The 25,153-nt window shown below is 48.1% G+C and carries 22 protein-coding genes; 17 read left to right on the top strand and 5 right to left on the bottom strand.

Annotation, left to right across the window (positions count from 1 at the left end; genetic code table 11):
* The 4 genes from OS145_RS00110 to envZ all read left to right on the top strand — a co-directional run bounded on the left by OS145_RS00110 (nucleotide 1) and on the right by envZ (nucleotide 6,325).
* Entirely contained in the window at nucleotides 1-1,002 is a 1,002-nt protein-coding gene (locus OS145_RS00110) for an efflux RND transporter periplasmic adaptor subunit (protein WP_006953817.1), read from the top strand.
* The gene (locus OS145_RS00105) at nucleotides 995-4,201 is read left to right on the top strand and encodes an efflux RND transporter permease subunit (RefSeq protein ID WP_006953816.1); all 3,207 of its coding nucleotides are present in this window, start codon (nucleotides 995-997) and stop codon (nucleotides 4,199-4,201) included. Before OS145_RS00110 ends, OS145_RS00105 begins: the two co-directional genes overlap by 8 nt.
* 85 nt (nucleotides 4,202-4,286) lie before the next feature.
* Nucleotides 4,287-5,012: an osmolarity response regulator transcription factor OmpR gene (gene ompR, locus OS145_RS00100; RefSeq protein WP_006953815.1), complete on the top strand. Its 726-nt coding sequence runs from the start codon at nucleotides 4,287-4,289 to the stop codon at nucleotides 5,010-5,012.
* Entirely contained in the window at nucleotides 5,012-6,325 is a 1,314-nt protein-coding gene (envZ, locus tag OS145_RS00095) for a two-component system sensor histidine kinase EnvZ (protein WP_006953814.1), read from the top strand. The genes ompR and envZ overlap by 1 nt, the downstream gene beginning before the upstream one ends.
* Here envZ and sthA read toward each other — a convergent pair.
* The gene (gene sthA / locus OS145_RS00090; protein WP_040487486.1) at nucleotides 6,322-7,737 is read right to left on the bottom strand and encodes a Si-specific NAD(P)(+) transhydrogenase; all 1,416 of its coding nucleotides are present in this window, start codon (nucleotides 7,735-7,737) and stop codon (nucleotides 6,322-6,324) included. The genes envZ and sthA overlap by 4 nt on opposite strands.
* A 151-nt stretch (nucleotides 7,738-7,888) precedes the next feature.
* On the opposite strand from sthA, the gene nudE reads away from it, so the two are divergent.
* Nucleotides 7,889-8,437, top strand: a complete 549-nt coding sequence (gene nudE / locus OS145_RS00085) for an ADP compounds hydrolase NudE (protein ID WP_006953812.1) — start codon at nucleotides 7,889-7,891, stop codon at nucleotides 8,435-8,437.
* 11 nt (nucleotides 8,438-8,448) lie between these two features.
* Nucleotides 8,449-9,282, top strand: coding sequence for a 3'(2'),5'-bisphosphate nucleotidase CysQ (gene cysQ, locus OS145_RS00080; protein ID WP_006953811.1), 834 nt, complete (start codon nucleotides 8,449-8,451; stop codon nucleotides 9,280-9,282).
* Here cysQ and OS145_RS00075 read toward each other — a convergent pair.
* From OS145_RS00075 to OS145_RS00065, 3 genes are read right to left on the bottom strand one after another with little or no spacing between them, the layout of a single operon-like run.
* A complete protein-coding gene (locus OS145_RS00075; RefSeq protein ID WP_006953810.1) occupies nucleotides 9,269-9,502 on the bottom strand; it encodes a YheU family protein in 234 nt (77 codons plus the stop codon). The two genes, cysQ and OS145_RS00075, sit on opposite strands and share 14 nt — an antisense overlap.
* The gene (locus OS145_RS00070; RefSeq protein WP_006953809.1) at nucleotides 9,499-10,488 is read right to left on the bottom strand and encodes a hydrolase; all 990 of its coding nucleotides are present in this window, start codon (nucleotides 10,486-10,488) and stop codon (nucleotides 9,499-9,501) included. The genes OS145_RS00075 and OS145_RS00070 overlap by 4 nt, the downstream gene beginning before the upstream one ends.
* Nucleotides 10,485-12,410 (bottom strand): ATP-binding cassette domain-containing protein, encoded by a 1,926-nt coding sequence (locus OS145_RS00065; protein ID WP_040487457.1) that lies wholly within the window; start codon nucleotides 12,408-12,410, stop codon nucleotides 10,485-10,487. The genes OS145_RS00070 and OS145_RS00065 overlap by 4 nt, the downstream gene beginning before the upstream one ends.
* Nucleotides 12,411-12,526: 116 nt before the next feature.
* Between OS145_RS00065 and OS145_RS13520 the strand changes: the two genes are divergently transcribed.
* Nucleotides 12,527-12,730: a YheV family putative zinc ribbon protein gene (locus tag OS145_RS13520; protein ID WP_040487456.1), complete on the top strand. Its 204-nt coding sequence runs from the start codon at nucleotides 12,527-12,529 to the stop codon at nucleotides 12,728-12,730.
* Nucleotide 12,731: 1 nt separating this feature from the next.
* Here the strand turns inward: OS145_RS13520 and queG are convergent, their stop codons facing one another.
* A complete protein-coding gene (gene queG / locus OS145_RS00055; protein WP_207328181.1) occupies nucleotides 12,732-13,883 on the bottom strand; it encodes a tRNA epoxyqueuosine(34) reductase QueG in 1,152 nt (383 codons plus the stop codon).
* A gap of 18 nt (nucleotides 13,884-13,901) precedes the next feature.
* Here queG and OS145_RS00050 point away from each other — a divergent pair, with 18 nt between their 5' ends.
* From OS145_RS00050 to OS145_RS00005, 10 genes are all read left to right on the top strand, one after another.
* Nucleotides 13,902-15,413 carry a bifunctional ADP-dependent NAD(P)H-hydrate dehydratase/NAD(P)H-hydrate epimerase gene (locus tag OS145_RS00050; RefSeq protein ID WP_006953805.1) on the top strand — a complete coding sequence of 504 codons (1,512 nt, stop codon included), beginning with the start codon at nucleotides 13,902-13,904 and terminating at the stop codon, nucleotides 15,411-15,413.
* A 9-nt stretch (nucleotides 15,414-15,422) separates the two neighbouring features.
* On the top strand, nucleotides 15,423-15,884 hold the full coding sequence (gene tsaE, locus OS145_RS00045; protein WP_006953804.1) for a tRNA (adenosine(37)-N6)-threonylcarbamoyltransferase complex ATPase subunit type 1 TsaE: 462 nt from the start codon (nucleotides 15,423-15,425) through the stop codon (nucleotides 15,882-15,884).
* Nucleotides 15,884-17,209, top strand: coding sequence for an N-acetylmuramoyl-L-alanine amidase (locus OS145_RS00040; RefSeq protein WP_006953803.1), 1,326 nt, complete (start codon nucleotides 15,884-15,886; stop codon nucleotides 17,207-17,209). The genes tsaE and OS145_RS00040 overlap by 1 nt, the downstream gene beginning before the upstream one ends.
* Nucleotides 17,209-18,933: a DNA mismatch repair endonuclease MutL gene (gene mutL / locus OS145_RS00035; protein WP_006953802.1), complete on the top strand. Its 1,725-nt coding sequence runs from the start codon at nucleotides 17,209-17,211 to the stop codon at nucleotides 18,931-18,933. The genes OS145_RS00040 and mutL overlap by 1 nt, the downstream gene beginning before the upstream one ends.
* A complete protein-coding gene (gene miaA / locus OS145_RS00030) occupies nucleotides 18,923-19,879 on the top strand; it encodes a tRNA (adenosine(37)-N6)-dimethylallyltransferase MiaA (RefSeq protein WP_006953801.1) in 957 nt (318 codons plus the stop codon). Before mutL ends, miaA begins: the two co-directional genes overlap by 11 nt.
* Before the next feature lie 163 nt (nucleotides 19,880-20,042).
* A complete protein-coding gene (gene hfq / locus OS145_RS00025) occupies nucleotides 20,043-20,300 on the top strand; it encodes an RNA chaperone Hfq (RefSeq protein WP_006953800.1) in 258 nt (85 codons plus the stop codon).
* A 25-nt stretch (nucleotides 20,301-20,325) separates the two neighbouring features.
* Nucleotides 20,326-21,609 (top strand): ribosome rescue GTPase HflX, encoded by a 1,284-nt coding sequence (hflX, locus tag OS145_RS00020; protein WP_040487455.1) that lies wholly within the window; start codon nucleotides 20,326-20,328, stop codon nucleotides 21,607-21,609.
* Nucleotides 21,610-21,639: 30 nt separating this feature from the next.
* Nucleotides 21,640-22,803 (top strand): FtsH protease activity modulator HflK, encoded by a 1,164-nt coding sequence (gene hflK / locus OS145_RS00015; protein WP_006953798.1) that lies wholly within the window; start codon nucleotides 21,640-21,642, stop codon nucleotides 22,801-22,803.
* 2 nt (nucleotides 22,804-22,805) lie between these two features.
* On the top strand, nucleotides 22,806-23,699 hold the full coding sequence (gene hflC / locus OS145_RS00010) for a protease modulator HflC (protein WP_006953797.1): 894 nt from the start codon (nucleotides 22,806-22,808) through the stop codon (nucleotides 23,697-23,699).
* 105 nt (nucleotides 23,700-23,804) lie between these two features.
* The gene (locus tag OS145_RS00005) at nucleotides 23,805-25,103 is read left to right on the top strand and encodes an adenylosuccinate synthase (RefSeq protein WP_006953796.1); all 1,299 of its coding nucleotides are present in this window, start codon (nucleotides 23,805-23,807) and stop codon (nucleotides 25,101-25,103) included.
* Nucleotides 25,104-25,153: the final 50 nt, after the last annotated feature.

Raw genomic sequence — 25,153 nt, 5'->3', positions numbered from 1 at the left:
ATGACCAGCCTACGTTTCGTCTTGATAGTGTCTACGCTATTTTTGAGCTTCACTACTGTCGCCCAGCAATCGATAGAAGCGATCGCAACACAGCAGCCCGAGTGGCTAAAATTAAATGGCGTTGTCGAAGCGACGCAGCGCTCCACGGTTTCTGCACAAACAGCGGGAACTGTTGTAGAGCTGCCTTATGATGTCGACGATATGGTGCCACAAGGCGAGCTGATAGTACGACTAGAGGACTCAGAACAACGAGCGCGCTTGCAACAACGTGAAGCCGGGTTATCCAGTGCTGAAGCGACACTGAGCCAGACTCGGAAGCAATATGAACGTGTGCAGCAACTATTTGAGCAGAATGTCGCGTCCACCTCGGAGTTAGATCAGGCCAAAACCGCACTTGATCGAGCTCAATCAGCTGTAAAGCAAGCTAAGGCAGCGGTTGAAGAAGCGCAAAAACAACTCTCTTATACTCGGGTAAAAGCGCCCTATGCCGGCATCGTGACGGATCGTTGGGTTGAATTGGGCGAGTCGGTACAACCGGGGCAGCGTTTGATCACTGGTTTATCACTCGAACAACTCCGTGTCGTGGTTGAGGTGCCTCAGCAGTTTAATGCCACAGCCAGAAATTTCTCGACTGCTAAAATTGCCTTGGGCGACGGCGCGTTTATCGACGCAAATCAATTGACGTTTTTTCCCTACGCTGAACTGCCTAGCCATAGTTTTAGACTACGTATGATGATGCCATCACAAGGCCTGCGTGTATTACCCGGTTCTGCGGTTGATGTGTGGTTAAAAATAGGTGAACGCACCGTTATTGAAGTTCCCCGGTCGGCCGTGCGTATCGACGGCGAGCTGCGAGCGGTCTACGTAATGGATAGCGAAAAAGGTCCTCAATTAAGACAAGTGTACACTGGACGTGTGGATCAGCAACAGGTTGAGATTCAAGCCGGGCTCAAGGCGGGCGAACGTGTGCTAGAAGATTGGAGTCAGATCCATTATGAGTAACGCTGATTCTCTCGGTCCGTCGGGCCATATAGCCCGTATTTTTCAGCATTCTCAGCTGACACCACTGATTATCTTATTAGCTGTTGTATTGGGCGTTATCGCTGTTTGGGTGACGCCGAAAGAGGAGGAACCGCAGATTGATGTGACGATGGCGGATGTCATGGTGGCATTCCCGGGGGCGAGTCGACAGCAAGTCGAGAGTCTGATTACCACTCCTGGAGAACAAGTTCTCAGCGAAATGTCCGATGTCGAGCATGTTTACTCGGTTGCTAGCCCGGGGATGGGTATTCTGACTGTTCAATTTGAGGTTGGACTGTCGCGACAGCAAGCTTTAGTGCGCTTGTATAATAAAGTGCAGTCAAATGCCGATTGGTTTCCTACGCAGTTAGGTATTGGACAACCTATCATTAAACCGAAAGGCATTGATGACGTGCCGATTATGACGCTGACTTTGCGTGGGAAGGATTCGGTAAAAAGCGCTCAATCATTAACAGCAATCGCACACCGCCTTGAAATCGCGCTTAAGCAGATCCCTGGCACTCGCGACATAAGAACGCTTGGCAGCGTAGCCCGGTCAGTCAACTTAACCATTCAACCTGCTGCGTTAGCGCGCTACAAGGTATCGATTGAGTCGTTACAGCAAGCCTTACAGCAGAGCAATATGGTCAGCGTAGAGCAACGTATTGTAGCCAACGGTCAGTCGATTCCATTACAAGTAGGCCAGCCACTGAGTTCAATCGAAGACTTAAAACAGGTTGTTGTCGCCACTTATGATAATGCGCCCGTATATTTGAGTGATGTTGCAGATGTGAGTGACTCGGATGTGCAAGTCCATCATTCAGTACTGAGCTCAGGAGGGTCGGTCGATGCACCCGCAGTCACAATCACAGTTGCCAAAAAACCGGGTGAAAATGCAATCGATGTAGCAGAATCGGTTAAATCAAGTTTGGATAAGTTGCAAAACCGACTGATTCCGGCAGATGTCGATGTACAAATTACCCGAAACTATGGGCAAACCGCAGCTGAAAAGTCCACTAAGCTGATTACTGATCTTATTTCGGCAACCGTCTCAGTGATTGTGCTTGTACTATTGACCATGGGCTGGCGCCAATCGTTAATTGTTGGTGTTGTCGTCCTAGTGACGTTGTTGTTTACTCTGGTTTTTAGCTGGTTTTGGGGCTTCACTCTTAACCGGGTATCTTTGTTCGCACTGATATTCTCAATCGGCATTTTAGTCGATGATGGTATTGTCATCACCGAGAATATTCACCGTCGCTTGGGGCTTTCAAAACAGCCGGCTAAGACGTTAATTCCACAAGCTGTAGATGAAGTGGGCTCACCAACTATCATGGCAACGTTAACGATCATTGCAGCGTTATTACCAATGGCGTTTGTTTCAGGGTTGATGGGTCCATATATGAGCCCGATACCGATTAATGCATCCGCCGGTATGGTTTTCTCCCAGTTGATGGCATTCATCGTTGCACCATGGTTAGCACTGCGTCTGTTAAAGAGCCAGCGTCATGACAACAATAATACGTCCGACCCAGAGGATGGTGCACCCGATAAAGTTTTAAATGTGTTTAATCGCGTGTTAGGTGCATTTATAGGTTCGCAATATCGCAAACGACGTTTTTTCTTGGGATTAGGTATTTTCGGGCTGTTAATAGGAAGTATTCTTTTGCCTGTCAATCAGGCGGTGATCCTTAAGATGCTTCCCTTTGACAATAAGTCTGAACTTCAGATTGTATTAGATATGCCCGAGTCAAGCTCAGCGCTTGAGACTCAGCGAGTACTGGGCGAAATGACAGATTTTTTAGATACTGTCGATGAAGTCGAGGGTTGGCAACGCTACGCTGGCACCGCAAGTCCTATCAACTTCAATGGTTTGGTACGCCAATATTATTTACGCAGCGCACCCTATCAAGGTGATATACAGGTTCAGCTACAGCATAAGTCAGACCGTGAACGTGATTCACATACTATCGCCTTAGCTATCCGGAATACGTTGACAGAGATTGCTGAGCATAATGGCGGTCGTGTCAAAGTGGTCGAAGTGCCACCGGGGCCACCGGTTTTCGCACCCATTGTAGCGGAGATCTACGGTGGCACGATGGCCGCTCAAGCGGCGCTGGCAGAAAAACTGACTCAGTTGATGCAGGGTGTACCGGGTGTTGTTGATGTCGATAGTTCGATAACTGAGTCGGCTCCTAAATGGCAATTGACGATTGATCGTGACGCCGCGGCCAAAGTGGGGCTGTCACAAGCGAACGCAGCGCAAACGGTAGAAACGCTGAGTGGCGGAAAACCAGCCGGCTATTTAAATGATCCCTACGCGAAGTATGCCGTACCGATTTGGCTGCAACTACCATCGGAAATGCGAGCGAGTCAAAACGACTGGTTGAGCCTGCCTATTGTCAGCCGAGCAGGTGATTCGATTCCCCTGAGTAGCTTTGCGCAATTTGAACAGCAGCAATGGCAAGGTAGTATCTACCACAAAGATTTGCGACCCGTAACTTATGTGCAGGGTAATATGGCTGGCGAAACGGATTCGCCGATTTACGGTATGCTAGCCATCGCCGATCAGGTGTCTAAGCTGGAGAACGCGCCCGAGCAATATTTTATTAATGAGCCGAGTGCCGAAGGCCCAGTCGCCATCAAATGGGAAGGTGAATGGCAAATTACCTATGAAACCTTTCGCGACATGGGCATCGCCTACAGTGTTGGCATATTTATGATTTTTGTTCTGCTCGTGGCACAATTCCGATCTTATTTGATGCCTTTGGTGATTATGTCTCCAATACCACTGACTTTAGTCGGAATTCTGCCGGGTCACTGGTTACTGGATAAAGAGTTCACCGCCACATCAATGATTGGCATGATTGCGTTAGCAGGTATTATTGTGCGTAATTCAATTCTGATTGTGGTCTTTATTCGACAGCGTATTGCCCGCGGTATGGCATTGGAAAAGGCGGTTGTGCTCGCAGGAGCTGTAAGGTTAAAGCCGATTGCTTTAACAGCGATATCAGCCATGGTGGGGGCTTACTTTATCCTGAGTGACCCTATCTTTAATGGCCTAGCGATATCGCTCATCTTTGGACTTGCTGTATCAACGTTACTGACATTAGTGGTCGTGCCTTTACTTTATTATGCACTCTACCCTTGGCTTGCAGACAGCCGCTCTTTGGCGCAAGATTGACACATTTGTTAACACACGCGAGCTTCATTAGTGATGGATCTCGCGCTATCTTAACAGTCTAGAAAGGTTTAAGTCAGGGAACATCATGGGTCAGGAAACGTTTAAAATATTGGTTGTCGATGACGACGCACGTTTACGTTCGCTCTTAGAGCGCTACTTAAATGAACAAGGTTTTCAGGTACGCGTTGCATCGGATGCTGAACAAATGGATCGCCTGTTAACGCGAGAAAACTATCATTTATTAGTACTTGATTTAATGCTGCCGGGCGAAGATGGCTTATCAATTTGCAAACGTCTACGTCAGACGAATAACACGATTCCAGTGATTATGCTGACAGCCAAAGGTGATGAAGTCGATCGTATTATTGGTCTGGAGCTCGGCGCGGATGATTATTTAGCAAAACCGTTCAATCCGCGCGAATTGCTGGCGCGTATTCGTGCTGTGCTGCGGCGTCGAGGTGTAGAAGCACCAGGTGCTCCTTCACAAGATGACCAAGAAATTACCTTTGGAACCTATCGACTTAATCTCGGCACTCGCGAAATGTTTGACGGTGATACACCGATGCCACTGACCAGTGGTGAGTTTGCCGTACTCAAAGCGCTCGTTAGTCATCCTCGTGAACCGCTCTCGCGCGATAAGCTAATGAACTTAGCACGCGGAAGAGACTACAGTGCTCTCGAACGCTCTATCGATGTGCAAGTATCTCGTCTACGCCGCATGCTCGAAACGGATCCAGCTAAACCCCGCTACATCCAAACGGTATGGGGTTTAGGCTATGTATTCGTGCCTGATGGAAAGCTTAAAAATTAATGAAGCTATTTCCTAAATCGGCATTTGCCCGTACGGTAGGTTTGCTTGCACTGGTCTTGTTACTGAATCAAATAGTGTCGTATTTGATGGTAAGTAACTACGTTGTAAAGCCGTCTATTGAGCAAATGTCGCAATTGGTCGCTAAACAAATACGCACTATGTTTATTAGCGATCGCGTTCTATCGAGTCAAAATGAGTCACTTGCTGTAGCGTTTTACAATGCTACGGGCATTCGTGTTTTTTCAGATGAACAAGCAGAAGTTGAAGGCTTAGAAAAGACGACTTATTACGGTTACTTATCTAGTTTAATGTCAAAGCATTTAAATGGACCGGCAGAGGTACGCGTCTCGCAGGGGCAAGCATTTTTCATTTGGGTAAAGCCACCGCAAGCGCCGCGATATTGGGTAAGAGTGCCATTAGAAAGTCTTCACTCTGGCGAATTTTCACCGCTAGTTATTTACCTTGTCGTAATTGGTGTACTTAGCGTTCTGGGCGGGATTCTGTTTGCGAATTGGCTCAATCGACCACTCAAAGCGCTTGAAAACGCGGCTCAACAGGTGGGGCGAGGTGAGTTCCCAGAGCAGTTGAGTGAGAAAGGCGCCAGTGAAATCATGTCAGTGACGAAGGCATTTAACCAGATGTCGCGTGGGATTAAAGAGCTGGAAAATGATCGTAACCTGTTGATGGCAGGGGTCTCACACGATCTAAGAACACCCCTCACACGCATTCGTTTAGCTGCAGAAATGATGCCCGAATCGGAAGATTACTTGGCGCGAGGAATCGTCGAGGATGTCGATGATATGAATGATATCATCGATCAGTTTATTGACTATGTGCGGCTTGATCAGCAAGAAAAGGCATCGCGTGAATCTTTAAATGAGTTGCTCGAGCAAACGCTGGCAAACTTGCCCGATAGTTGGGAGAAAACGTTCAGTGCTGATTTGGGCGATTGCCCTCTTGTTTGGGTACGTCCGCTATCGATAAAACGAGTGGTCGTGAACTTGTTAGAAAATGCAGAGCGTTATGGGCGCAGCAGGGCCTGTGTGCGGTCGGGATACGACAAGCAGAGTAAAACCGTGTGGTTTTCGGTCGCTGATGATGGTCCGGGCATTCCTGAAGAGCAACAACAGAGCTTGTTCCAACCCTTTACACAAGGTGATAAAGCACGCGGTGGAGTGGGATCTGGTCTAGGCTTGGCTATCATTAAGCGCATCGTCGACCGCCACAATGGTCGTATTACACTGCGGAATCAAGATGAAGGCGGGCTCTGCGTGCGTATCGATTTGCCGCTACGCAAAGCCCTTTCGGGTTAGTTTCCGAGGCGGTTAATACCATTCAAAGCTGCTACCCGGTATGCTTCTGCCATGGTTGGGTAGTTAAACGTTGTATTAACGAAATAATCAACAGTGTTACCACCGTTCTTCTGTTCCATAATGGCTTGACCGATATGAATGATTTCTGAAGCGCGCTCGCCAAAACAATGCAAACCAAGAATCTCACGGGATTCGCGATGGAAGAGAATTTTCAAACAACCGACATCGTTACCAGATATTTGCGCACGCGCGAGGTGTTTGAATTGTGCTCTACCGACTTCGTAAGGTACTTTGGCTTCTGTAAGTTCTTCTTCAGATTTTCCAACGGAACTGATCTCCGGGATCGTATAAATGCCGGTCGGGATGTTCGATATTAACGCCTTATCGCAGCTACCGTGTAATAGCGCGGTGGCGCAAATGCGACCTTGATCATAGGCAGCACTCGCCAGACTAGGATAACCAATTATATCGCCGACGGCGTATATATTATCGACCTGAGTGCGATAATTTTCATCCACTTCAAGTTGTCCACGATAGTTCGGTTTTAGCCCGACGGCGTCGCAATTGAGCGCCTCAATATTACCGGAGCGGCCATTAGCAAACAGCAAACAGTCGGCTTGCATGACTTTGCCAGATTTTGTTTTAAGAATAACTTTATCGTCATACCCACGAATACTTTCATACTCTTCGTTATGACGAATGACCACACCGTTATTCCGTAAATGGTAGCTTAATGCGTCAGATATTTCGGCATCTAAGAACGATAGTAAGCGCTCACGTTGGTTGATGAGATCAACTTTAACGCCCATGCCTCGGAAAATACTTGCGTATTCGCTTCCGATAACACCCGCACCGTAAATCAAAATATTTTTAGGATCATGGTTAAGGCTTAAAACAGTGTCGGAATCGTAAATACGTGGATGGTCAAAGTCTATATCGGTTGGATGATAAGGACGTGAGCCTGTGGCAATGACGATTTGGTCAACATTCAGAAAATCGAATGAGCCATCATTTTTGGTCACTTTAAGGCGATTTTGATCGATAAACGATGCATTACCGTGAATAACGGTGACATGGTTGCGGTCGTAAAACGAAGATCGCAATTTAACTTGTTTGCGAATGACGCCCGATGCGTAATGCAGAATCTGCGAGAATGTCATGCCACTTTGCCAACCCACACCAGTAAATAATGGGCTATTATTGTATTCAATCAGCCGACTTACAGAGTGCCGTAGCGCCTTTGAGGGAATCGTTCCCCAGTGCGTGCAGCCTCCACCTATAGAATCGTGACGTTCAATGACCGCGACTTTCTTACCATTTTTGGCAAGCTGCATAGCAGCGCCTTCGCCGCCGGGACCTGTCCCGATAACGGCAACATCAAAATTTGCTTCGGTTGCTTTATGTTTAGTCACCTTCCACCTCACTGCTGATCCTGCTTGAAATGCTTTCCATATCATAACATTAGCGGCAGTTATGCGCCTAATGTGAATATTTTTGTCAGGTTTAATACTAGCGTTAGCGTTTTGAGGCGTTATAGTAGGGGGAGCATAGGAGGAGCAGTACATGGCATCACGACAAGTTCCTAAAGTACTTAAACGCGAAGTAGTTGCGCAAAGTCGCTTGCTACGTATCGAAGCCGTCGATCTTAAATTCAGCAATGGTGAGCAGCGACAATTCGAGCGCATGCAGGGGAGCGGGCGTGGCGCTGTCATGGTTGTACCGTTTGTTGACGACCAGCACATTATGCTCATTCGGGAATACGCAGCCGGCCTGCATGATTACCAACTTGGCTTTCCGAAGGGACTCATCGATCCCGGCGAGACACCTGAGCAAGCCGCTCAACGTGAGCTTAAAGAAGAGATTGGTTTTGGCTGTGAAGAACTTAATCGACTTGCCGAAGTCACCATGGCCCCTCAGTTTTTTTCCGCTAAGATGACGTTGTTTACTGCACGCTCACTTTATCCTGAGCAGCTTGCTGGCGACGAGCCGGAACCCCTTGAGCAAATTGTTTGGTCACTCGATAACGTAGATGAGCTCCTCGCACAACCGGATTTCACAGAAGCGCGAAGTGTCGCGGCATTATTGATGACTTTACGCCAATTAAAAAAATAAAGGTACGAACTGTGCAATTTAGTTTAACTGAGATTGCTGAAAAACTCGCCGAAGTCGCTCGTGATGCCGGTAAACTCGTCATGGAACTCTATGATAGCGGCGCATTTGCAACGGCTGAAAAGGCCGATGAGTCGCCCGTTACCACTGCTGATATCAAAGCCAGCGAGTTCATTGTTGCCTCCCTCAAAAAGGCATTTCCAAATATTCCGGTGTTATCCGAAGAAAGTCGTCATGAGAAGCTCAGTACACGGGCAGGCTGGTCCTCTTACTTTTTAATTGACCCCATTGATGGGACGCAAGAGTTTATTGCTCGGTCTGGAGACTTTGCAGTCAACATTGCCTACATTGAAGAAAGGCAGCCCAGCATTGGCGTTATTTATTGGCCACCAGGTGAAACACTCTACTCAGCAATAAGAGAGCAGGGTGCCTACAAGCATGCACTGGGACAAAAGCAGGCGATTTCGGTCCGAAAGCTGAACGATCCTCAACATGATCCCCTGATATTAGCTATAAGCCGCCGTCAGCCGCGACACAAAGTGATGGCGCGTGTTCAAACCGAACGCGATATTCAGCCTTTGCCAACAGGGAGTTGTTCATTAAAAGCCTGCTTTATTGCTGAGGGAAAAGCAGACTGCTTTTTGCGGTTAGGACCCACCGGTGAGTGGGATACTGCTGCGTCTCAAGTCATTGTAACTGAGGCAGGAGGCAGTTTATTAAATGAAAATTTCGAGCCGATTACTTATAACGAAACTGAAAGTTTACTAAACCCTAACTTTTACGTTTTGGGCGATCCTGAGGTGGACTGGCAAGCTGTGTTTATAGCTCACCCACCTAACTTTCGTTGAGATCGCCGGTGACAGCGTCTTTATCGACAATGTCTACGGTCTCATGAAGCTCTGAATAAACCAGTACTGCTTGGCCTTCTTTTAGGCGCGAATGCAATTGTTCAACTTTGGTTGCTAAGCTAAGTTCGCGCTCACCATAATCGGTGCCTTCTCGCAAAATAACGGCTTCAATAATGTTGTTGAGCGTTTCGGCGTCGAGTTCCTGCCACGGTATCATCATAATTGTTCTGCCTCTTTTTCACTCACCCAATTCACTAATCTTGTTGGAAGCCAACTGTAAAACCGATGTTGATAATTAATAAACCCCATATGCCCGCCATGTGGATGCTTTTCATAAGTAACGTGCGGGTTCATTTCGTCTATATGAGGCACGACATCGGGACCTAAAAACGGATCGTCATTGGCATGCACAATCAATGTCGGCTTCCTAATTTGTTTAAGAAACTGTTTTCCGCTGGCGCGATGATAATAATCCTCAACGTCACTAAATCCATGCAGTGGTGCCGTCACCTTATCATCAAACTCCAGAAAGCTCGTCATTTTGTTCACATCTAGGCTGTTAAGCTGCGTACAATCCTTGAACATGCCACGTTGCTGTTTAATTGTGAATTTCTGTTTAAGTGGAGTCAGCAGGTATTTTCGGTAGAGCCGTGAAAAACCGCGATCAATTCGCTTTGAGCAGCTCATCAAGTCAAGTGGGGCACAACACACCGCAGCGCTGGTCAGGACATCAGCCAATTCGGTACTCATCAATTGTACAAGCATGTTACCGCCCAAGCTAAAACCGATAGTATGTATTGACCGGTTAGGATAGCGCTCTCTCAATGCCACGATGACGGCTGTTGGGTCGCCGATATCACCCGAGTGATAAGCTCGCGGCAAGCGATTAATCGGTGTTTTACCACACCCACGGAAGTGCATAACAACTGAGTCGATGCCGTGCTCCGCAAGCTCCTCCATCGTTTGCCAAATATAGGGGGAGTCTACAGACCCTTCGAGACCGTGAAACAACACCACCAGCGGTCGTTGGCTATCAGGGGTTGCGTGGGGATGCCAGCACAACTCGATGAAGTCACCATCGTTGAGCGCAAAAGTCTCCCATTGACCGTACCATTGGCGGCAACGGAAAACCAAGCGAGGAAGTAATGTTTGAATATGTGGCGGTCGCAGCCAGGCACTTGGGTTAAATGATTCGATAGTGCTCATCCGTGCGTGTCCTGTTCAAACCTTTCAGTCATTTCAGCAAGCGCTTCTTCAGCTTCCATCCAGCGCGATTCGAGTCGGTCTTGTTCGGTCTGTAAATTACGTTGCTCATCAAGTAACTTGTTTAACTTATGCTTATTTTCGGTCTCATAAATCGTACTCTCGGAGAGTGACTGATGAACCTGTGCCAATGCTTCAGCGATTTTTTCTAGCTGTTTCTCAGATTGAGCGATAGTGTCTCGGAGGGGCTTTGTCTCCTTGCGAAACTCGGCGTCGCGTCGCTTTTGTTCTTTGCGATCGAGCTTAGTATCGTTGTGCGTGCTCGTGTTACTCGTGCTTTTTTCACGTCGTTGTTTCGCTTGCTGCTCGAGCCACTCGTGGTATTGGTCTAAGTCGCCTGGAAATGGCTCTACGCTTCCATCGTGTACGCGATAGAATTCGTCGACCGTAGTGCGGAGTAGGTGACGATCATGCGATACTACAATAAGTGCTCCCTCAAACGCTTGCAAAGCGTTAACGAGCGCGTCGCGTAAACCAATATCTAAATGGTTGGTGGGCTCATCGAGTAAAAGAAGGTTGGGCTTTTGATAAATGATAAGCGCCAGAGCTAACCTTGCTTTTTCGCCTCCAGACATGGGAGCGACAGGTGCTAGCGCTTGGTCACCTGAAAAACCAAAGCCTCCAATAAAGTCTCGCAATTGTTGTTCTGTAGCTTGACTATCCAAACGCTGTAAATGCAATAAAGGCGATGCTTCGGGATCAAGTGCTTCGAGTTGATGCTGGGCAAAATAGCCGATAGAGACACCCTGGCTGAGGGTTCGCTCGCCTGCAAGCGGTTCGAGCGCGCCAGATAGCGTTTTAATTAAGGTCGATTTACCCGCTCCGTTACGCCCAAGCAACCCCATTCGAGTGCCAGGCACTAGATTGAGTTTAATGTTCTCAAGAATGACGGTGTCACCATAACCTGCTTTCACTTCGCGCATATTGATCAACGGGTTAGGTAATTTAGCCGGCGGTAAAAATTCAAAGTCAATACCCCGCTCGGCCTGCAGGGGGGCTTGGACTGACAGCTTCTCAATCGCCTTTAAGCGGCTTTGTGCTTGCTTGGCTTTACTCGCTTTATAACGAAACCGGTCTACATAAGCCTGCATATGTTTTTTAATGGCTTGTGCTTTTTCGTATGCACTTTGCTGTTGCATGAGGTGTTCGGCACGCTGATGTTCAAACTGTGAGTAGTTACCGGTGTAACTCGAGATGACTTGATTTTCCACATGGAGAATATCAGTGGCGACATTATCTAGAAAGTCACGATCGTGAGAAATAATAACCAACGTACCTGAGTAGCTCTTTAGCCATGACTCGAGCCAAAAAATAGCATCAACGTCCAGGTGGTTGGTAGGTTCATCCAATAACATCAAATCAGATGGCGCAATCAACGCTTGCGCTAAGTTCAGACGCATGCGCCAACCACCTGAAAAGGCACTTACCGGCTGCTCAATCTGCTCTGGTAGAAAGCCTAAGCCATCGAGCAACATCGCTGCGCGCGAACGAATATCGTACGCGCCGAGTTGAGCCAATTGCTCATGACTATGCGCAATGGCATGACCATCTCCCTTAGCTTCGGCTGCTTGCAGAGCTTGCTCGGCCGCCCGAAAACCTTGATCGCCGTCCATCACGTAATCAATAGCTGAACGCGCTAGGGCGGGGGTTTCCTGAGCAACGCTAGCGATTCGCCATTCGTTGGGTAGTTGCAACTCGCCCTCTTCAAGTTGTAACTCGTCACGAAAAAGCGCAAATAGCGAGGATTTACCACAGCCATTTTTACCAATCAGGCCGATCCGGTGTTGGGGAAAGATCGTAAAACTGGTATCCGAAAGCAGCGTTTTTCCGCCGCGCATTAATGAAATGTGATTGGCTTTTATCATGGTTAATGTCTATTCAATCCTCAACTGCGAGCGTGAATGGGAGTCTGCCAATTTCATGGGCTGACCAACTTAACTATGGTAACATTGACCGAGTAGTTTATGACATAGGAGCTGTCGTGGCACGTCAAAAGAAACGATTTATTGCCGGTGCGACCTGTCCCAAGTGCGACAGTATGGACACCTTGATGCTGTTCATTGAGAACGATGTTGAACAAGTCGAGTGCGTGAAGTGTAAACACCGCTTTAGTGAACCCAAGCAGCAGGGCACGGGGAGCGAGCGCGAATTCGATCAAGTGATTGGTGTATTTAAGCCCGAGTAAGTTAAGCGTCGCGAGGTAGTCCTTTACTGACGGCTCGCACTAAACGCTTAAGTTGTTGTGTCACTTGCGCTGCGCCGCTGCGTTGCCGGTCGAGCGCCCAATCAATATGCTCTTGTACCATTTCCGAGACTTGACCACTGCGCCATTCGAGCGCTTCAATAACGTCAGCGTTTGCTTGCGCATTACCCAGCGCAACCGCAATGTTACGTAACCAACATTCGTGACCGATACGCCTAATCGGAGACCCCTGTAATCGTTGGTTAAAGGTCTCCTCATCCCACTGCCACAGCGCAAGCAGTTCCGGTGTGTGCAGATAATGGCGTGGATTAAAGTCCGCTTCGTCAGTCAGTTGTGCGTAGCGATTCCATGGGCAGATAAGCTGACAATCATCACAACCGTAGATACGGTTTCCCATCAGCGGGCGCAAATCCTCAGGAATGCTACCTTTTAGTTCGATAGTTAAATAAGAAATACAGCGTCGAGCATCGAGTTCATAAGGGGCGACAATGGCTTGGGTAGGGCAAATGGTCATACACGCCGAACAGCTACCACACGCCTCCTCGACTGGACTATCAGTGGGAAGTGGTAAGTTGATTAATAGCTCCCCCAAGAAGAACCAAGAACCGCTGTCTTTATCGAGTATTAAAGTGTGTTTGCCAGTCCAGCCTAATCCCGCCTTTTCGGCGAGAGGGCGCTCCATTATGGGTGCGGAATCGACAAATGGACGAAAATCTGTGTCAGCGAATTCTGCCTTTATTTTATCGCCTAATTGCTTGAGGCGTTTTCGTAGTAATTTGTGGTAATCGCGGCCGAGCGCATAGCGTGAAATATAGCCCAGTCGGTCATTATTGAGTGTTTTTGCAAAGCCTGCCTCGGCCGGTAAATAGTTCATACGCACTGAAATGGCTCTGACAGAACCTGGGTGAAGTTCAGCAGGTCGTGCGCGTAGCATCCCGTGGCGCTCCATAAACCCCATTTCTCCGTGATAGCCTTTATCTAACCAGTTCTGTAGAGTGGCCTCGTGCTTTTGTAAATCAAGATCGGCAATGCCGACCTTCTGAAAGCCTAGTTCTCGGCCCCATTGCTTGATTTTTTGGGCTAATTGTTCAAGTTCGGTGTAAGACAAACTAGAATACATTGAAGAATTCGACATGATGTTGGGAGCTTTAGCATGGAAACGTCACAATCCATCAGCTTAGCACAGAATCTATACTGTGCAGAACAGCTACAACGCAGTGAAGCGCGCGCTGGCGAGTTAGCAGGATACAGCCTGGGGCAGTTGATGTCTCTGGCAGGTCGTTCTGTGTTTGAGGAACTCGAGCGAATAGTGAGCGTTGGGGCTTCTATTGCAATCTGCTGTGGAGAGGGCAACAACGGTGGCGATGGTTATATCGTTGCGCGTTTAGCCCATCAAGCAGGCTACAAAGTGTCTCTGTATGCATTGAATGCAAAAGCTGAGCTGAAGCAGACTAGCCATGAGCCTGCTGTGCAAGCGCGACGCGCGTGTCGTGAGCTGGGACTTGAGGAAAGACCGCTAACTGATTGCACAGCAAATGATTACGACCTGATTGTCGATGCGGTGTTTGGCATTGGTTTAAGTCGACCTGTTGAAGGAGCGCTCGCGGAATGGGTCAGAGCACTTAACAAGTCTCGCGTACCAGTACTTGCGATTGACGTTCCAACAGGCATTAATGCCGATAGTGGCTGTATTATGGGTGAGGCAATTGTCGCGCAGGTTACGGTCACAATGATTGCGTACAAACGAGGGCTCTTTACGGGCGCCAGCCCAGGTCACGTCGGACGAATTGTGTTAGCAGATTTGGGGGCTGGTAAGTACTTTGAACGATTAGAGCAGCCAGCGTGGCGACGTGTGACAGAAAATCCGTACAGCTGGTTAGGTGATCGTGTTGCCCACTCTCATAAGGGAACGCATGGTCATGTGCTGATTGTCGGTGCCGGCCCTGGTATGCCCGGTGCGGCTATCCTAGCTATGGTTGCGGCGTTACGAGCGGGCGCAGGTAAAGTGTCAGTTGCGTGTCATCCGAGTAATGTAGGTATTATCGCGAGTCAACAACCGGAAGCAATGGTGCACGGCGTTGAAGCGCCAGAGCAACTTAACCACCTTTTAAACGCAGCAACCTCGCTGGTTGTCGGCCCGGGACTTGGGCGTGATGAATGGGGGTATAAAATTTACCAAGCATGCATGGCCGTCAACACCTGCAAAGTTATTGATGCCGATGGGCTATACTGGTTGGCGCAAGACCCTGTGCATAGTTCGCAGCTGATTCTAACGCCTCACCCTGGAGAAGCCGCGCGCTTACTAAAATGCAACACGCGAGATATCGAGGCCAACCGATTCGAACATGCGTTATCGCTGCATAATCAGTATCATGCACAGATCGTATTAAAAGGCGCAGGCAGTTTAATCAGTTCAACCCGGGGCAATTGGCTGATCGACCGCGGCTCGCCGGCAATGGCCTCTGGCGGCATGGGAGACTGTTTGGCTGGATTAATAGGTGCCTTAGTCGCACAAGGTTTAGCACCTGCACAGGCGCTGACCGCAGGAGTATACTGGCATGCCGTCGCGGGAGAGGTGGCCGGCTCAAAAGCGCCACGGGGTACTTTAGCGAGTGACTTAATGCCAATTATTCGTAAATTAGTGAACGGTTGGATACCGGAGTAGTCGTAGACCATGAATCAAACATTAACACAATACTTAGCTGATGAAGCCGCTACGCAAACGTGGGCTAAACGTCTAGCACAGTTGGCGAAAGCGCCTTTGGTGATTTACTTAAATGGTCCTCTTGGCGCGGGTAAAACGGCGTTGAGTCGAGGATTTATTCAAGCATTAGGACATGCAGGCGCTGTGAAAAGCCCGACTTACACACTGGTAGAGCCTTACGATCTGGGAGACATTGCGGTATATCATTTTGATTTATATCGACTCGCTGATCCAGAAGAACTCGAGTTTATGGGCATTCGTGATTATTTCTCACAACGAAGTATGAGTCTTATCGAATGGCCAGAACGTGGCGAGGGATGGTTGCCGAAAGCCGATATTGTGATTAATGTAGCTTATGAAAACGAGGGCCGCCAGCTTGAATGTATTGCTCGTACGCCTATCGGTGAACACATTGTTAAGCAACTAAAATAATGATAAAAACGCTATATCGTTCGATCACTGCTGTCTTACTTTTTTGCCTAATAACTCCGGTCTGGGCGAGTCAGAATGCAATTGAGAGTGTCCGTGTCTGGCCGTCTCCGGATAAGACGCGCATTGTGTTTGATTTAAGCCAAGCGCCGGATTATAGCTACTTTAAGTTGTACCAGGGTACACCTTATCGAATTGTGATCGATTTCAACGCGACTCAGCTCAATGCTGAGTTAGAAAACTTAGCCAACGAATCACTGTTGGTAGACAAAGTACGCACAAGTAGCCCTAAAAACTCGCAGTCAACGCGCATCGTCATTGAACTGAATAAGCAAGCAGAGTTTGAGGTTTTTCCGTTGCCGGCTAACGACCGCTATAACGATCGTCTGGTGGTTGATATTAAAGGTAAATCGATAGAGCGCAGTGGCCCTGCTAAGTCGATTGAGGAACTTAAAGATCGTAAAATTACGATTGCCGTCGATGCTGGACATGGCGGCGATGATCCCGGCTCTATTGGACCTAGCGGAACCTACGAGAAGACCGTAGTGCTAAAAATTGCCCGAGCACTTGCAAAAATGATTAATGACGATCCGAGTATGCAGGCCTATTTAGTGCGAACGGGGGACTATTATTTAGGTTTAAACGATAGGCCCCAAAAAGCGTGGGATGCAAAAGCGGATTTCTTTGTATCGGTGCATGCAGATGCGTTTCGAACACCTCAACCCAGAGGCGGCTCTGTTTGGGTGCTATCGAAACGTCGCGCAGACTCAGAAATCGGTCGTTGGCTCGAGTCGCGAGAGCGTCAGTCTGAATTGCTCGGCGGCGCTGAGGCCATCATTCAAAGTAATAGCCACGAGCCTTTTTTGGCACAAACGTTACTCGATATGTCAATGGACCGGTCGATTGCCGGAGCCTACAGTGCGGCTCGCCATATTATTGATGAAATGGGTAGTGTGACAAAAATGCACAAAACAGCCCCTCAAGCCGCTAGCCTTGCAGTACTTAAGTCGCCGGATAAACCTTCCATCTTGGTCGAGACCGGGTTCATTTCTAGTCCAAGTGAAGAAAGGTTACTACTGAGCAACGCTCATCAACAAAAGCTAGCTCGTGCAATTTATAACGGCATTAGACGTTACTTTATCAATAACCCAATCGAAAACACGTTGTTGGCTCAGCAAGCATCGATGGAGTACACCGTGAAATCGGGTGACTCCCTATCTGAAATTGCTGAACGTTATGGAACAACGGTTAAAGCTATCAAGCGTGAAAACCAGTTGCGAAGTGACGTGGTTAGAATTGGGCAGAAGCTGACGATTCCGAGAGACTAATGCCAATTAAACAATTACCGGTTGAACTAGCCAACCAAATTGCTGCAGGTGAAGTGGTTGAGCGTCCTGCTTCAATCGTCAAAGAACTGGTTGAAAACGCGCTCGATGCAAAGGCGTCAGAATTAGTCATTGATATTGAGTCAGGTGGCGCCAAGCGCATTCGTATAAGAGATAATGGTGTCGGCATTCCGCGTGACGAGTTAGCGCTTGCGCTCAGTCGGCATGCCACCAGTAAAATAGCTGACATTGATGACTTAGAAGCGATTACGAGTTTAGGTTTTCGCGGTGAAGCGTTGGCGAGTATTAGCTCGGTATCGCGGCTGCGCTTGGTATCCAAACCGGCCGAACAGTCGGCGGCGTGGCAAGCCTGGTCGGAAGGCAAAGATATGCAGGTACGCATCGAACCTGCGTCACACCCTGATGGTACGACCGTCGATATCCAAGATGTCTTTTACAACACACCGGCTCGACGAAAGTTCTTGCGTACAGATAAAACTGAATTTGGCCATATTGATGAAGTCATTAAGCGTATCGCATTGAGCCGTTGGGATATTGATATTACTCTCAATCACAATGGCAAACGTGTCCGATACTACCCTGCGGTTAGCGAACATGATCAACTGCATTGGCGACGCCGATTAGCAAAAGTCTGTGGCTCAGGCTTTGCTCAAGATGCGTTGTACTTTCAACAGCACGCACATGATATACATATCGAGGGTTGGCTTGCGGCGCCCGAACAATGCCGACATCAAGGCGACGTACAGTACAGCTTTGTAAACGGGCGGATGATGAAAGATAAGCTTATCAATCATGCGATTCGTCAAGCTTATGATTCGTTTTTAACGGCGGAGCGGGTACCCACATTTGCAATTTATCTGACGGTACCGGCGGATCAAGTCGATGTGAATGTGCATCCCGCCAAACACGAGGTTCGCTTTCATCAGCAACGGCAAGTGCATGACTTCGTTCTCAATACCGTCAAACAATTATTACTGGGCCAACATCAAGAGGATACGAATAGCGCGTCGGACCGTGTGGAAGACGCAACTCAGCAACCGCGCCATTTATACCAAACGGGTGGTTCAAAAAAGCACGTAACGTCAAATCCATCTGTTCGAGACTATAGTGCCCACGCTCAATCCAATACGGCGAACCGGTCAAGATTAGGCGCGTCGATACTACCCAATGCGGTGGAGCTTACGGTCGACGCTCGACAGTGGCGAATTGTTGATGTATTCCATGGGCGTTTTGCGCTCATTAGGCGCGACGAACAGCCAGCCTGGCTAGATTTAGTTAATGTTCAAAGAAGATTACTCGAGCCACAGATAAAGCAACAATATCAGCAGGGCATGGCTGGGCAACCGCTGCTTGTCGAGCAAAAAATCAACTTATCGGAAACAGAGTGGACTAAAAAGCAGGTCTCACAGTACAGTTCTGAACTTGCTCAATCAGGTGTTAGTTTCTACTGGCAAGGCGCGTCGTTTATCGTAACTCAGGTGCCCTCCATGTTACGACGCAAGCATATTGCAAGCAGCGTACTGTCGTTACTCGAACAGTGCAAACTCAGCGACCAGGCGATTATCGAGTTTCTTGCTGACGCTGCAGTCGACACGATGTTGTCAAAGTCACAAGCGGATTACTGGTGTCAGCAGTGGCAGACTCAGTTAGACAGCACATCGACATTGCTTCAACAAATTAAGGTGCCAGAAGTCAATGAAACTTAATACCTGTCCAGCCGTGATATGCATATACGGACCAACCGCCGCGGGTAAGACGGCCTTATCCATTGAACTTGCAAAGCAACTCGACGGCGAGATTATTTCAGTCGATTCAGCGTTGATTTATCGCGGGATGGATATTGGCACAGCAAAGCCCAGTCTCGCCGAGAGGCAAGGTATCCCACATCATTTGCTTGATATTTGTGATCCCGCAGAAACTTACTCAGCGTCGGAGTTCCAGCGAGATGCGACGAGCTTAATCGAAAAGATTCTAGCACGCGGTCACACTCCTATTTTGGTCGGTGGCACGATGCTTTATTTTAAAGCGCTGTTGGAAGGCATGTCGGCTTTGCCAGAATCCGATACCAATGTTCGCCAGCAACTGCAGTTTGAACTCGATACGCATGGTTTAGCGACACTTCATCAAAGGTTAGCCGAAGTCGATCCTGAGGCGGCTGCGAGAATTCATCCCAATGACCCGCAACGTACATTGCGTGCTTTAGAGGTCTATCAGTTGTCTGCCAAACCAATGACGCAGCTAGTTCAACAACGGCGAGGTGCCTTAAATTATCCTATTTACCAATTTGCGGTTGCGCCACAGCAGCGCGCACTATTACACGAGCGCATTGCTCAGCGTTTTGATCAAATGCTAGCGGAGGGCTTTCAGCAAGAAGTAGAAGCGCTGTTCAAGCGTAACGACTTACATCCGGATTTACCCGCTATCCGCAGTGTGGGTTACCGTCAAATGTGGCACTATTTAACGGGTGAATTGACTTATCAGGCGATGAAAGAGCGCGGGATTATTGCGACACGACAGCTTGCAAAGCGGCAGTTAACGTGGCTACGCGGTTGGCCAGATGTGCACTGGCTGGATACTTTCGCCCATGATAAACTCGATCAGGTTCGATCGCGGTTGCAACAGCCAACCGAAAAGTTTTCGGTAAAAGATTGAAAAATAAAGATTCGCCCTAAGATCAAAGACTGGGAATGCAGCGTATGTTATGGCATGTTTAAGTTGCAAAATTTTACCGTTGGTCTAGGGTGATTAATAGGTTCTACCATTTAACTGGCCACCCCATTGACTTGGATATTAATAACAAAAAAAGGAATCCGCCATGGCGAAAGGGCAAACGCTTCAAGATCCGTTTTTAAACGCGTTACGTCGCGAGAGAGTACCCGTCTCAATTTACCTTGTAAACGGAATCAAGTTGCAAGGTCAGATTGAGTCGTTTGATCAGTTTGTTGTGTTATTAAAAAACACGGTGAGCCAAATGGTTTATAAGCATGCAATATCAACCGTTGTGCCTGCTCGTATTCCGCAAAACTATTTGCCTCAGCAAGGTGTGCACAACCAAGGTGACATTGAAGAATAAGCAATATTGAGGAGGTCTAGAAACGTTGTTCGACAGATATGAAGGTGGCGATTATGCCGTATTGGTCCATATGGACTTGCCCGCCGAAGTCGATAGAGAAGACCTCTCTGAACTTCATCTTTTAGCTAGCTCAGCAGGTGTCGAACCGCTTGGAGTGGTGACGGCCTCTCGCAGCGCGCCTAGTCCTAAGTACTTCGTGGGAAGTGGTAAAGCAGAAGAAATTGCTGAGCAGGTGCAGGCGTTGGACGCCAATATTGTCATTTTTAATCACGCGTTATCACCCACTCAAGAGCGAAACCTCGAAAAAATTTGTAAGTGTCGAGTCTTAGACCGTACCGGCTTAATACTCGATATTTTTGCGCAACGCGCGCGGACTCACGAAGGTAAGTTGCAGGTTGAATTAGCGCAACTGCGCCATATATCCACTCGCCTAGTACGTGGTTGGACACACTTAGAAAGACAAAAAGGTGGCATTGGGCTAAGAGGGCCCGGTGAAACGCAGCTAGAAACTGACCGAAGACTCATCCGGGGGCGTATTAAAAATATTTTGCGCCGTCTTGAGAAGGTACAAAAGCAGCGAGAGCAGGGGCGTCGTGCGCGCCAACGAGCAGAAATTCCAACCGTGAGTCTTGTTGGCTATACTAACGCAGGTAAGTCGACCTTGTTCAATACCATGACAGAGTCGGGGGTGTATGCTGCGGATCAGCTCTTCGCCACACTCGATCCAACGTTACGAAAGCTCGAAGTAGAAGATGTTGGGCGCATTATTCTTGCTGACACTGTGGGCTTTATTCGTCATTTACCGCACGACTTAGTCGCTGCGTTTAAAGCAACGCTGCAAGAAACGCAGGAAGCGGATATTCTGTTGCATGTTGTTGATGTCGCCGATGAGCATCAACAAAGCAATATTGAACAAGTGAGTGAAGTGCTGGATGAAATTGGTGCAGGTGAAGTACCGCAGTTAATGATTTGCAACAAAATTGATAAACTGGAGGACTCTGCGCCGCGTATTGATAGAGACGATGAAGGGAAGCCCGTTAGAGTCTGGGTTTCAGCGCAAGACAATATCGGCACCGAGCTTATTTTCGAGGCTCTGAAAGAGCGACTCGGACCGCAAATGGTCAATTTAAGCTTAAAATTGCCACCATCTATGGGTAAACTGCGTGGTACGCTGTATCAACTCAATAGCGTTTCGGCAGAACGAATAGATGAACAAGGCGAATTAGAGCTCGACATTAAAATGTCGATAGTTGATTGGAATAAATTACAGAAAGAATACGACAATCGACTCGATAACTATATTCAGTAAACGATTTTTTTAACTTTAACGGAGTCATCCATGGCATGGAACCAACCGGGGAATGGCGGTAACAAAGACCGCGACCCATGGAAAAACCAAGGGGGGAACGATCAGGGCCCCCCAGATCTTGATGAGGCGCTGCGAAAATTTTTTGCCAAGTTAGGTCTTGGTGGAAATAAAGGCAGTGGTGGTGGCAAGTCGGGCATCCCAGCGAAGGGCATCGGCATTATCGCAGTACTCGCTGTCATCATCTGGTTTATTGCAGGTTTTTATACAGTAAAAGAGGCTGATCGAGGCGTTGTATTGCGTTTTGGCAACTTCCATACGCTTGTCGAGTCGGGTCTGCATTGGCGCCCTGTGTTCGTTGATACAGTCGAGCATGTGGACGTTAACAACATTCGCTCTGATAGCACCGAAGGCTTTATGTTGACCCAAGACGAAAACGTCGTGGTAGTACAACTGGACGTGCAGTACCGTGTCGTCGATCCGCGTAACTACTTGTTCAACGTTGATAACGCGGATCAAGTCTTGTCGCGTGCGACGGACAGTGCGTTACGTTACGTGGTGGGTCACACGACCATGGATGAAGTCCTTACACGCGGTCGTGAGGATGTTCGTGCGCGTACGCTTGACTTACTTGAACGTACCATCGACCCGTATTCAATGGGTCTGCAAATCGTAGATATTAACCTGCTCCCAGCGCGTCCGCCAGAAGAGGTTAAAGAAGCATTTGATGACGCAATCGCTGCGCAAGAGGATGAAGAACGCTTTATCCGTGAAGCGGAAGCGTATGCACGTGAAGTCGAGCCTTTGGCACGTGGTCAAGTACGTCGTATGCTGCAAGAAGCGCAAGCGTATAAAGAGCAGATCATCCTAGAGGCTCAAGGTGAAGTGGCTCGCTTTAACGAACTGTTACCGCAGTACGAAAACGCGCCGCAGGTAACGCGTGAGCGTATCTACTTAGATACCTTGCAAGACCTCTACGCAAAAACACCGAAAGTGTTGGTCGATGTTGAGGGTAGCAATAACATGATGTACCTACCGCTCGACAAGATTCTTGAAAAGCAAGGAAGAAAGGTCAATGACCTATCGCCTTTGCGTGTACCAACCGACTCAAACATGAATCAATCGCGCAACAGCGCAAATGGCTCGAGCAATTCGACTGATTCGGGTCGTACAAATACGCGTGGCGGGGGTCGATAATTATGAAAAATTTAATCGCAATTATTGTAGTAGTACTCGTCGCTTTGGGTTTGTCGTCTCTTTATGTTGTTAAAGAGGGTGAGCGTGCCATTCTTATTCAATTTGGTAAGGTTGAGCGTAATGCCGAGACTGGCGAGGCGATGGTTTTTGAACCTGGCTTGCACTTTAAAATACCATTTATCGAGCAAGTAAAACGCTTAGATGCTCGCTTACAAACGCTTGATGGTGATCCAGACCGTTTTGTTACCAGTGAGAAAAAGGATTTGATCGTTGATACGTACGTAATGTGGCGCATCAATGACTTTTCTACTTTCTACTTGAGTACCAATGGTGGTAATAAGATGCAGGCTGAGGCCTTGCTGACTCGACGGATTAACAGTGGCTTACGTAGTGAATTTGGTAGCCGCACCATTTCCGATATCGTGTCTGGTGAGCGTGATGAACTGATGCGTGAAGCCCTTATTAAAGGGGCTGAAAGCGCGTCTGACCTGGGTGTCGAAGTCGTCGATGTACGAGTGATGCAGATTAACTTACCAGATGAAGTAAGTCAGTCTATTTACCAGCGGATGCGCGCTGAGCGTCAAGCTGTTGCGACTGAGCACCGTTCAGAGGGTCGCGAGCAGGCGGAAATTATCCGTGCTGATGTGGATGCACGCGTAACCGTTATGTTAGCGGATGCTAAGCGTCAATCTCGCCAACTAAGAGGTGAAGGTGATGCGCAAGCTGCGAAGATTTATGCGGACTCTTATCAACAAGATCCAGAGTTCTTTGCATTCATTCGTAGCATGCAAGCATACAGCGAATCGTTCAGTTCGGGATCGGATGTACTGGTGCTTGATGCGGAGAGTGATTTCTTCCGCTACCTTCAGGATCTTCAAGGCGAGCCGAAAGAGTAAGCTCAAACAAATTGAAGCCCGCGTCATCGCGGGCTTTTTTATGTCCATATACAAACCGAACGCAACAGGGTAAAATTACGTCGATTTTTTTTAAGCGGGGCAAACATGAGTCAAAACGTCGTGATTCTAGGCACCCAATGGGGTGACGAGGGTAAAGGTAAAATTGTTGATCTACTGACAGATAAAGCATCGCTCGTGGTGCGTTATCAGGGGGGTCACAATGCCGGTCATACATTGGTTATTGATGGTGAAAAAACCGTACTTCACTTAATTCCGTCGGGCATACTACGCACCAACGTACAATGTGTGATTGGTAATGGTGTGGTACTTTCGCCTGAAGCCTTAATGGAAGAAATGGAGATGTTAGAGGCGCGGAATGTGCCAGTAAAAGAACGTCTGCGTATCAGTGAGGCGTGCCCATTAATCTTGCCTTTCCACATCGCTTTAGACCAAGCGCGTGAGCGTGCGCTAGGTAAGGAAGCGATAGGTACCACAGGTCGTGGTATCGGTCCCGCGTATGAGGACAAAGTCGCTCGTAGAGGTTTGCGCGTGGGTGACCTATTTAATGCTGCGCGTTTAGAAGACAAGCTTAAAGAATTAACCGATTTCCACAATTTTGCACTCACCAAACTTTACGATGAACCTGCGATTGATTTTGATGCAGTATTAAAGCAATGCAGAGAATTTGCCGAGCTGTTAAAACCGATGGTTGCCGACGTACCGGCATTGCTTGATAAAGCGCGTAAGAGCGGTGAAGAAATTATGTTCGAGGGCGCTCAAGGCACCCTTCTTGATATTGATCACGGTACTTACCCTTACGTGACATCATCCAACACGACAGCGGGTGGTGTTGCGACAGGCGCTGGCTTTGGTCCTCGATACATTGACTACGTACTGGGTATTGTTAAAGCCTATACGACACGTGTAGGCAGCGGGCCATTTCCAACTGAATTAGATTGTGACGTGGGACAGCATCTTGGCGTTAAAGGTCATGAGTTTGGTGCAACGACAGGTCGTAAGCGTCGTACTGGCTGGTTAGATGCGGTCGCGATGCGTCGCGCAGTACAAATCAATTCAGTGAGTGGATTCTGCCTAACTAAACTCGACGTGTTAGATGGTTTGGATGAATTAAAAATTTGTACCAGCTACAAACTACCCGATGGAACCATTAGTGAATACCCACCAATGGCTGCCGAGGACTATGAAGCGGTAGAGCCGGTCTATGAAACATTGCCTGGCTGGCAGGAAAGCACGGTCGGCGTTACTGAACATAATCAGTTGCCACCGCAAGCGCTTGCGTATATTTCACGTATTGAGGCACTAACGGGAGTGCCCGTTGATATTATTTCAACCGGTCCCGACCGTAAAGAAACGATTATTTTGCGTCATCCGTTCGCAAAATAAATTGATTTGCCTTGTTGCAGTAATGACTGAAACAAGGCAAAATCTCTTAA

This window comes from Idiomarina baltica OS145, assembly GCF_000152885.1.
Taxonomy (GTDB): domain Bacteria; phylum Pseudomonadota; class Gammaproteobacteria; order Enterobacterales; family Alteromonadaceae; genus Idiomarina; species Idiomarina baltica.
This window is presented reverse-complemented; position numbering and strand designations above follow the sequence as displayed.

Bases quoted from the DNA above. Each gene is read 5' to 3' on its own strand.
- hfq (WP_006953800.1), top strand. From the start codon at position 20,043: ATGGCGAAAGGGCAAACGCTTCAAGATCCGTTTTTAAACGCGTTACGT.
- mutL (WP_006953802.1), top strand. From the start codon at position 17,209: ATGCCAATTAAACAATTACCGGTTGAACTAGCCAACCAAATTGCTGCA.
- OS145_RS00040 (WP_006953803.1), top strand. From the start codon at position 15,884: ATGATAAAAACGCTATATCGTTCGATCACTGCTGTCTTACTTTTTTGC.
- nudE (WP_006953812.1), top strand. From the start codon at position 7,889: ATGGCATCACGACAAGTTCCTAAAGTACTTAAACGCGAAGTAGTTGCG.
- hflC (WP_006953797.1), top strand. From the start codon at position 22,806: ATGAAAAATTTAATCGCAATTATTGTAGTAGTACTCGTCGCTTTGGGT.
- hflK (WP_006953798.1), top strand. From the start codon at position 21,640: ATGGCATGGAACCAACCGGGGAATGGCGGTAACAAAGACCGCGACCCA.
- OS145_RS00075 (WP_006953810.1), bottom strand. From the start codon at position 9,502: ATGATGATACCGTGGCAGGAACTCGACGCCGAAACGCTCAACAACATT.
- tsaE (WP_006953804.1), top strand. From the start codon at position 15,423: ATGAATCAAACATTAACACAATACTTAGCTGATGAAGCCGCTACGCAA.
- OS145_RS00070 (WP_006953809.1), bottom strand. From the start codon at position 10,488: ATGAGCACTATCGAATCATTTAACCCAAGTGCCTGGCTGCGACCGCCA.
- OS145_RS00050 (WP_006953805.1), top strand. From the start codon at position 13,902: ATGGAAACGTCACAATCCATCAGCTTAGCACAGAATCTATACTGTGCA.
- miaA (WP_006953801.1), top strand. From the start codon at position 18,923: ATGAAACTTAATACCTGTCCAGCCGTGATATGCATATACGGACCAACC.
- OS145_RS00110 (WP_006953817.1), top strand. From the start codon at position 1: ATGACCAGCCTACGTTTCGTCTTGATAGTGTCTACGCTATTTTTGAGC.
- queG (WP_207328181.1), bottom strand. From the start codon at position 13,883: ATGTCGAATTCTTCAATGTATTCTAGTTTGTCTTACACCGAACTTGAA.
- OS145_RS00105 (WP_006953816.1), top strand. From the start codon at position 995: ATGAGTAACGCTGATTCTCTCGGTCCGTCGGGCCATATAGCCCGTATT.
- OS145_RS00065 (WP_040487457.1), bottom strand. From the start codon at position 12,410: ATGATAAAAGCCAATCACATTTCATTAATGCGCGGCGGAAAAACGCTG.
- ompR (WP_006953815.1), top strand. From the start codon at position 4,287: ATGGGTCAGGAAACGTTTAAAATATTGGTTGTCGATGACGACGCACGT.
- envZ (WP_006953814.1), top strand. From the start codon at position 5,012: ATGAAGCTATTTCCTAAATCGGCATTTGCCCGTACGGTAGGTTTGCTT.
- OS145_RS00005 (WP_006953796.1), top strand. From the start codon at position 23,805: ATGAGTCAAAACGTCGTGATTCTAGGCACCCAATGGGGTGACGAGGGT.